At 73.2% G+C, this 6780-nt stretch carries 5 protein-coding genes; 4 read left to right on the forward strand and 1 reads right to left on the reverse strand.

Annotated features, from left to right (window positions below; all coding sequences use genetic code 11):
- Window positions 1–20: 20 nt before the first annotated feature.
- The 3 genes from EST92_RS17655 to sucD all read left to right on the forward strand — a co-directional run bounded on the left by EST92_RS17655 (window position 21) and on the right by sucD (window position 3986).
- Window positions 21–1349 (forward strand): hypothetical protein, encoded by a 1329-nt coding sequence (locus EST92_RS17655; RefSeq protein WP_129281872.1) that lies wholly within the window; start codon window positions 21–23, stop codon window positions 1347–1349.
- A 556-nt stretch (window positions 1350–1905) separates the two neighbouring features.
- Window positions 1906–3081: an ADP-forming succinate--CoA ligase subunit beta gene (gene sucC / locus EST92_RS17660; protein ID WP_129281873.1), complete on the forward strand. Its 1176-nt coding sequence runs from the start codon at window positions 1906–1908 to the stop codon at window positions 3079–3081.
- Window positions 3082–3101: 20 nt separating this feature from the next.
- Complete coding sequence (sucD, locus tag EST92_RS17665; protein WP_006603733.1) at window positions 3102–3986, forward strand: succinate--CoA ligase subunit alpha; 885 nt, start codon at window positions 3102–3104, stop codon at window positions 3984–3986.
- A gap of 154 nt (window positions 3987–4140) precedes the next feature.
- On the opposite strand, the gene EST92_RS17670 is transcribed toward sucD, so the two are convergent.
- The gene (locus tag EST92_RS17670; RefSeq protein ID WP_129281874.1) at window positions 4141–5088 is read right to left on the reverse strand and encodes a hypothetical protein; all 948 of its coding nucleotides are present in this window, start codon (window positions 5086–5088) and stop codon (window positions 4141–4143) included.
- A gap of 100 nt (window positions 5089–5188) precedes the next feature.
- Here EST92_RS17670 and EST92_RS17675 point away from each other — a divergent pair.
- Window positions 5189–6780, forward strand: a 1592-nt coding sequence (locus tag EST92_RS17675; protein WP_254068887.1) for a DUF6350 family protein, incomplete at its 3' end; no start/stop codon positions are given.

The raw sequence follows: 6780 nt of genomic DNA on the forward strand, positions 1-6780 counted from the left end.
ATTCGAAGGACGTCACCTCCATGCGCTCCAACATCCGCCGTTCCATAGTCGTTGCCGCTGCCGCCACCGGACTGTGGGCCCTCGGCTCCGTCGCCGCCAACGCCGCCGAGCTGCCCACCGCCGGGGACCTGCCGTCCGCCGGCTCGGTGACCGACACCGCCACGCAGCTGCCCACCGGCGAGGTGACCGGCACTACGACGAAGGCCGCCCAGAAGGTCACCGGCACCGTTGAGCAGACGGCGGGCAAGGCCACCGGCGTCCTGGGCGACGGTGTGTCGACCCAGGACCTGCCCTCGACGGACGGTGTGCAGAAGCTGACCCACGGCCTCGGGCTGCCGGACACCGGTGCGGTCCGCAAGACCGCCGACGTGAAGAAGGCCAAGAAGGCCGTCAAGGCCGTCAAGAAGACCGCCAAGGCCGCCGACCTGGGCAAGGCCGGCCGCCTCACCAACGGCACGCTGCCCGCCGTCCCGGCGCTGCCCGCCGCGGGCATCCCGTCCGCCCAGCTCCCCGGCGGCCTGCCCAAGGGCCTGCCCGCCAGCCCGGCGCTGCCCAAGGCCCCCGCGCTGCCCAAGGCGCCCGGTTCGGTCGACAACCTGCTGGCCGGCCTCGCCGGTGCGGGTGTCCGTCCCGAGCAGCTGACGAACCAGGCCAAGAACGGTCTGGCCACCGCCCGCCCGGTCGTCGACAACGCGGCCTCCGACGTGCTGCCGCCCGTCGCGCGCCGCGCCGTTGTCAAGGTCGTCCCGGTCGCCCAGGGCACGGTCGGCAACGCCGGTCGGCTCGCCGGTGACGCGGCCGGCCAGGCGACCCCGTTCGTGATCACGCTCGGCGGCCAGGCGCAGCTGTTCGTGCAGGGTGCGGCCGGCGACGTGGTGCCGGCCGCCAAGGGTGTCGCGGCCCACGCCGCCCCGTTCGCGCAGGGTGTGGCCGCTGACGCCACTCCGTTCGCGAAGGGTCTGGCCGCCGTTGTCACCACCGACGCGCAGGGCACCGCCCACCAGGCCGTCGCCGGCGCGCAGGGCCTGACCCCCGTGAAGTCGCTCCCGTCGGTCCCGTCGGTCCCGTCCGTGCCTTCGGTTCCGGCTGTGCCGGCCGTTCCGTCCGTGCCCTCGGTGCCGTCCGTGCCCGCCGTTCCCGCCGTGCCCGGTAACGTGACCGACGCCGTGGCCCTCCCGTCCGTGCCCGCCGCCCCGTCCGTGCCCGCCGTCCCCGGCAACGTGACCGACGCCGTTCCGGCCGGCCTGGCCAACGCCGTCGCCGTCCCGGCCGTGCCGGCCCAGCTGTCCGACCTCACCAACGCCGCCAACATCCCGGCGCTGCCCGCCCTCCCGGTCCAGGGCATCTGAGGCTCGGAGCCAGTAGCACCGGTTCATCGGCTGCGGCGGCAGCCGATGCCGGAACACCCATGAACAGCCGGGCGGACCTCTGTGGGGGAGGGCCGCCCGGCTTTGGTGTTTCCTCACCCCGGCAACGGGCCACCGGAGCACGGGAGTTGATCCCCGACAACAGGCCACCGGCCGCCCCGAGTCCGTCCCCCATCGCCGCCCTCCCCCCGGCCGCTCACCGGCACCCATCTCACCCGAACCAAGCACATACGGTGCGTAACACGATGGCCCGTAAGAAGCCGGACGATCACCGGCCATTCGCCGCCGACGTGCGGAAATCCCGAGGAGGCGTAACTTGGCCCAAAGATCTGTGATGGTAATCACCGCTGGAGTGTGATCTGTGATTTAGGGGCTCACGGCCCTCGGCGATAACCTGCGGGACGGACATGCCGCGTATCCGGACACCGTGTACGCCTCCCCTGTGACAGCGCCGTCACGTTGCCCTTCGCGGCACGCCCATCGCAGACAACGATCCGCGATCACTCGGCGATTCTGAGAAGAAAAGGGACGGACGCGCGTGGACCTGTTCGAGTACCAGGCGAGGGACCTCTTCGCCAAGCACGGTGTACCGGTGCTGGCCGGTGAAGTCATCGACACGCCTGAGGCAGCCCGCGAGGCGACCGAGCGGCTGGGCGGCAAGTCTGTCGTCAAGGCCCAGGTGAAGGTCGGCGGCCGTGGCAAGGCCGGCGGCGTCAAGCTGGCCGCGACCCCGGACGAGGCCGTCGCCCGCGCGACGGACATCCTCGGCATGGACATCAAGGGCCACACGGTCCACAAGGTGATGATCGCCGAGACCGCTCCGGAGATCGCCGAGGAGTACTACGTCTCCTACCTCCTCGACCGCACCAACCGCACCTTCCTGGCCATGGCCTCCGTCGCCGGCGGCATGGACATCGAAGAGGTCGCGGAGAAGACCCCCGAGAAGCTCGCCAAGATCCCGGTGGACGCCAACGAAGGCGTCAGCAAGGAGAAGGCCGCCGAGATCGTCGCTGCCGCGAAGTTCCCGGCCGAGGTCGCTGACCAGGTCGCCGACGTCCTGGTCACCCTGTGGAAGACCTTCATCGCCGAGGACGCGCTCCTCGTCGAGGTCAACCCGCTCGCCAAGGTCGCCAGCGGCGATGTCCTCGCCCTCGACGGCAAGGTGTCCCTCGACGAGAACGCCGAGTTCCGCCAGCCGGACCACGAGGCGCTGGAGGACAAGGACGCAGCCAACCCGCTCGAGGCTGCGGCCAAGGCCAAGGGCCTGAACTACGTCAAGCTCGACGGCCAGGTCGGCATCATCGGCAACGGCGCGGGTCTCGTCATGAGCACCCTGGACGTCGTCGCCTACGCCGGCGAGAAGCACAACAACGTCAAGCCCGCCAACTTCCTCGACATCGGTGGCGGCGCCTCCGCCGAGGTCATGGCGAACGGCCTGGAGATCATCCTCGGCGACCCGGACGTCAAGTCCGTCTTCGTCAACGTCTTCGGCGGCATCACCGCCTGTGACGAGGTCGCCAACGGCATCGTGCAGGCCCTGGAGCTGCTCAAGTCCAAGGGCGAGGACGTCACCAAGCCCCTGGTCGTGCGGCTCGACGGCAACAACGCGGAGCTCGGCCGCGAGATCCTGTCGAAGGCCAACCACCCGCTGGTGCAGCGCGTGGACACCATGGACGGCGCGGCCGACAAGGCCGCCGAGCTGGCTGCTAAGTAAAGGACGAGGACACAACAACCATGGCTATCTTCCTGACCAAGGAAAGCAAGGTCATCGTCCAGGGCATGACCGGTGCCACTGGCATGAAGCACACCAAGCTGATGCTCGGTGACGGCACCAACATCGTCGGCGGTGTGAACCCCCGCAAGGCCGGCACCAGCGTCGACTTCGACGGCACCGACGTGCCCGTCTTCGGCTCGGTCGCCGAGGCGATGGAGAAGACCGGCGCCGATGTGTCCGTGCTCTTCGTGCCGCCGGCCTTCGCCAAGGCCGCCGTCGTCGAGGCGATCGACGCCGAGATCCCGCTGGCCGTCGTGATCACCGAGGGCATCGCGGTGCACGACTCCGCCGCCTTCTGGGCGTACGCGAAGTCCAAGGGCAACAAGACCCGGATCATCGGCCCGAACTGCCCCGGCCTGATCACCCCCGGCCAGTCCAACGCCGGCATCATCCCGGGCGACATCACCAAGCCCGGCCGCATCGGTCTGGTGTCGAAGTCCGGCACGCTGACCTACCAGATGATGTACGAGCTCCGTGACATCGGCTTCTCCTCGGCCGTCGGCATCGGTGGCGACCCGGTCATCGGCACCACGCACATCGACGCCCTCGCGGCGTTCGAGGCGGACCCCGACACCGACCTGATCGTGATGATCGGCGAGATCGGCGGCGACGCCGAGGAGCGTGCGGCCGACTTCATCAAGGCCAACGTCTCCAAGCCGGTCGTCGGCTACGTCGCGGGCTTCACCGCGCCCGAGGGCAAGACCATGGGCCACGCCGGCGCCATCGTCTCCGGCTCCTCCGGCACCGCCCAGGCGAAGAAGGAGGCCCTGGAGGCCGCCGGCGTCAAGGTCGGCAAGACCCCGTCGGAGACCGCGCGGCTCGCCCGCGAGATCCTCGGCGGCTGATTGCGCCACGGGACGGACGTCCTTGCGGCGTCCGTCATCGATACCGCCGGACCCTCGCTCCGGTGACCCCGCCCCGTCGCGGTGGAAGTTCTTCCACCGTGCCGGAGCCGGTCACCGGGCGAGGGCCCGGCGGTGTGCGTTCGGCCCGCTGCCGCTAACGGCTCTCGGGCGTCAGCCGCGCCTGCCGGAGCCGCTTCCGTACGGCCTCGATCGCGTGCCGATGCGCACTCCTCGCCCGGTGTCCACGCCCGGCCTTGTGCGCACCCCCTGCCTTGTGTCCACGGTCTGCCTTGCCTGCATCATCCCCGGCCTTGTGAGCGCTCTCGGCACGCTGCGGGGCCGGTGACACCGGGGCGTGCGCCGCGCGGGACAGCGCCTGCCCCGGCGGGGTGTGATGATCCGGTGTGACGAGCACCGTCAAGAGCGTGACCAGCGCGAACAGCCCGATCAGCCCGAAGACGGCCCGGGTGGTCCGCTCGGCGCCGCGCTCGCTGCCGGAGCGTACGAACTCCGCGGCGGGCGGCGGCATCTGCTCCGCGGCCGCCAGCCTGGCGAGCCGGGCCCGCAGGATCTCGCCCTGCCGTACCGGCGGGTGCCCGCCGAGCCCCAACTCCGGCAGTCGCTCGGCGATCTGCTCGCGCGCATGGGCCAGCCGCCCGGCCGCGGCCGGGGTGCTCGCCTCGATCTCCGCCGCGGTCTCGCACAGCCCGAGCCCCACCCCGTCGTGCAGCACCAGCGTCCGCCGGTACGGCGCCGGCAGGTTCAGCAGCGCCACCAGCAGCGCCTCGTCCGACGGTTCGGCCGGCGCGGCGAGCCGGTCCGGCGTACGGGCGGTCCGCAGCCCGGGGCACAGCCGGTGCCACGGCGCCAGCGCGTACTCATAGGTGGCCGCCCGCACCCACCCTGCCGGGTCCGGATCCACCGCGACCTGCGGCCAGCGCTGCCAGGCCAGCCGGAACCCCCGCTCCACCGCCCGCTGCGCCAGCCGTGGCCGGCCGGTGAGCAGGAACGCCTGCCGGGTCAGCGCGGCCGCGTGCCGGGTGTGGAGTGCGTCGAAGGCGGTGGCGGCCTGCTCGCGCCGGGGCATACACGACTGGGTCATACACCACAGTCTGGAAAACCCGCAGAAGCATATGCATCGCGACACGTCGGGCATTTCGCCAGTCCGCGGAGGAAACACCTCTTGTTGGCAGCATGGTCGCGTGAGCCAGTTCACCGATCGTGGCCCCGCGTTGTCCTCGCACGGCCGCACCGCCGCCCAGCGCTCGTCGGCGCTCGGCGCGGCCTTCCTCGGCGGGGTGACGGCCGCCGGCCTCGGGCTCGGCGCGCTGACGGTCGCCGTGCTGCTGCTCTGGGTCGCCTCTCCCGCCCCTGACAGCGGCCCGTCCGGGGCCCTGCATCTCGCCGCCGACCTGTGGCTGCTGGCGCACGGCGGTGATCTGGTGCGCACCGGGACCCCCTCCGGCATCCCGGCCCCGGTCGCGGTGACCCCGCTGCTGCTCGTGGTCCTCCCGGTCTGGCTGCTGCACCGGGCCGCCCGCCATGCCCTGGCGACCGCGGTCGACGGCCGCCCGGTCCCCGGCGACGCTCCCGGCGCCGCCTCCGTGGTCGCGCCGCGCACCCTGCTCGGGGCGCTGCTCACCGGCTACCTGTGCATCGCGGCCGGCGCGTTGCTCTACGCCGGCGCCGGCGGGCTGAGCGCCGAGCCCCTCAGCGTGCTGGTGTACGTCCCGGCCACCGCGGTCGCCGCGCTCGCCGCCACGGCCTGGCGCCTGCTGCGCCACCCGGGCGCCGATCTGCTGCCCGAGCAGGCACTGCGCGCCTGCGCCCGGGTGCCCGACGGCCTGCGCACCTTCTTCAGCGGCGCGCGGTGTGCCGTCGCCGGCCGGGCCGCCGGCTCCGCCCTCGCCGCCCTGCTCGGCTCCGGCGCACTGCTCACCCTCCTCGGGCTCGGCCTGCACGCCGGCCGGGTGGGCCAGGACCTCCTCCAGCTGGCGCCCGACTGGCCGAGCCGTGCCACGGTGCTGCTGCTGTGCCTGGTGCTGCTCCCCAACGCGGCCGTGTGGGGCACCGCGTACGGCCTGGGGCCCGGCTTCACGGTGGGCGCGGGCAGCACGGTCGGCCCGCTCGGCACCTCCGCCCATCCCGTGCTGCCGCAGCTGCCGCTGCTCGCCGGGGTGCCGGACGCCGGCCCGGGAAGCCCGCTGACCTGGGCGGTGGCCGTCCTGCCGATGGTCGCGGGGGTGCTGCTCGCCCGCTCGGTGGTCCGGCCCGGGGACCAGGGGCCGTCCGGCGCCCCGGGCGCGCCCTGGTCATGGTGGGCGACGGCCTGTGTGGCCGCCCTGGGGGCCGGCTTCTGCGGCGCCGCCATGGCCCTGCTCGCCGGCCTCTCCGGTGGCGCACTGGGCACCGGCGCGCTCGCCGCCTTCGGCCCGAGCTGGTGGCGTACGGGCCTGGCGGCGGCGGGCTGGACCGCCCTCACCGGCGTCCCCGGCGCGGTCGTACTACGGGCCTGGCGGCGGCACATGGGACGGCGGGAGGGCGGGGCGGACGGGGCGGACCGGGACGAGCCGGCCGCCGCGGAGGTCCAGGAGAGCCACGAGAGCGCGAACGGCGGGCGGACGGGCGCGAAGGGCATGACGCCCGCCGAGGAGGAGGACGCGGGAGAGGTCGAGGAGAAGCGGGACGCCGCGGCCGGCGCTGACGGCACGGCCTCCCACCCCAAGGGTGCGGCCGCACCCGCCACCGCCCCCGGGACGGTGCTGGTGCCGCGCGAGCGCAAGCCGTCGTCGGC

This window comes from Streptomyces sp. TM32 (genome assembly GCF_004122755.1).
Lineage (GTDB): Bacteria > Actinomycetota > Actinomycetes > Streptomycetales > Streptomycetaceae > Streptomyces > Streptomyces sioyaensis.

Excerpts from the sequence above, each read along its gene's own strand:
- EST92_RS17655 (WP_129281872.1), top strand. The coding sequence starts at position 21 with ATGCGCTCCAACATCCGCCGTTCCATAGTCGTTGCCGCTGCCGCCACC.
- sucD (WP_006603733.1), top strand. The coding sequence starts at position 3,102 with ATGGCTATCTTCCTGACCAAGGAAAGCAAGGTCATCGTCCAGGGCATG.
- EST92_RS17670 (WP_129281874.1), bottom strand. The coding sequence starts at position 5,088 with ATGACCCAGTCGTGTATGCCCCGGCGCGAGCAGGCCGCCACCGCCTTC.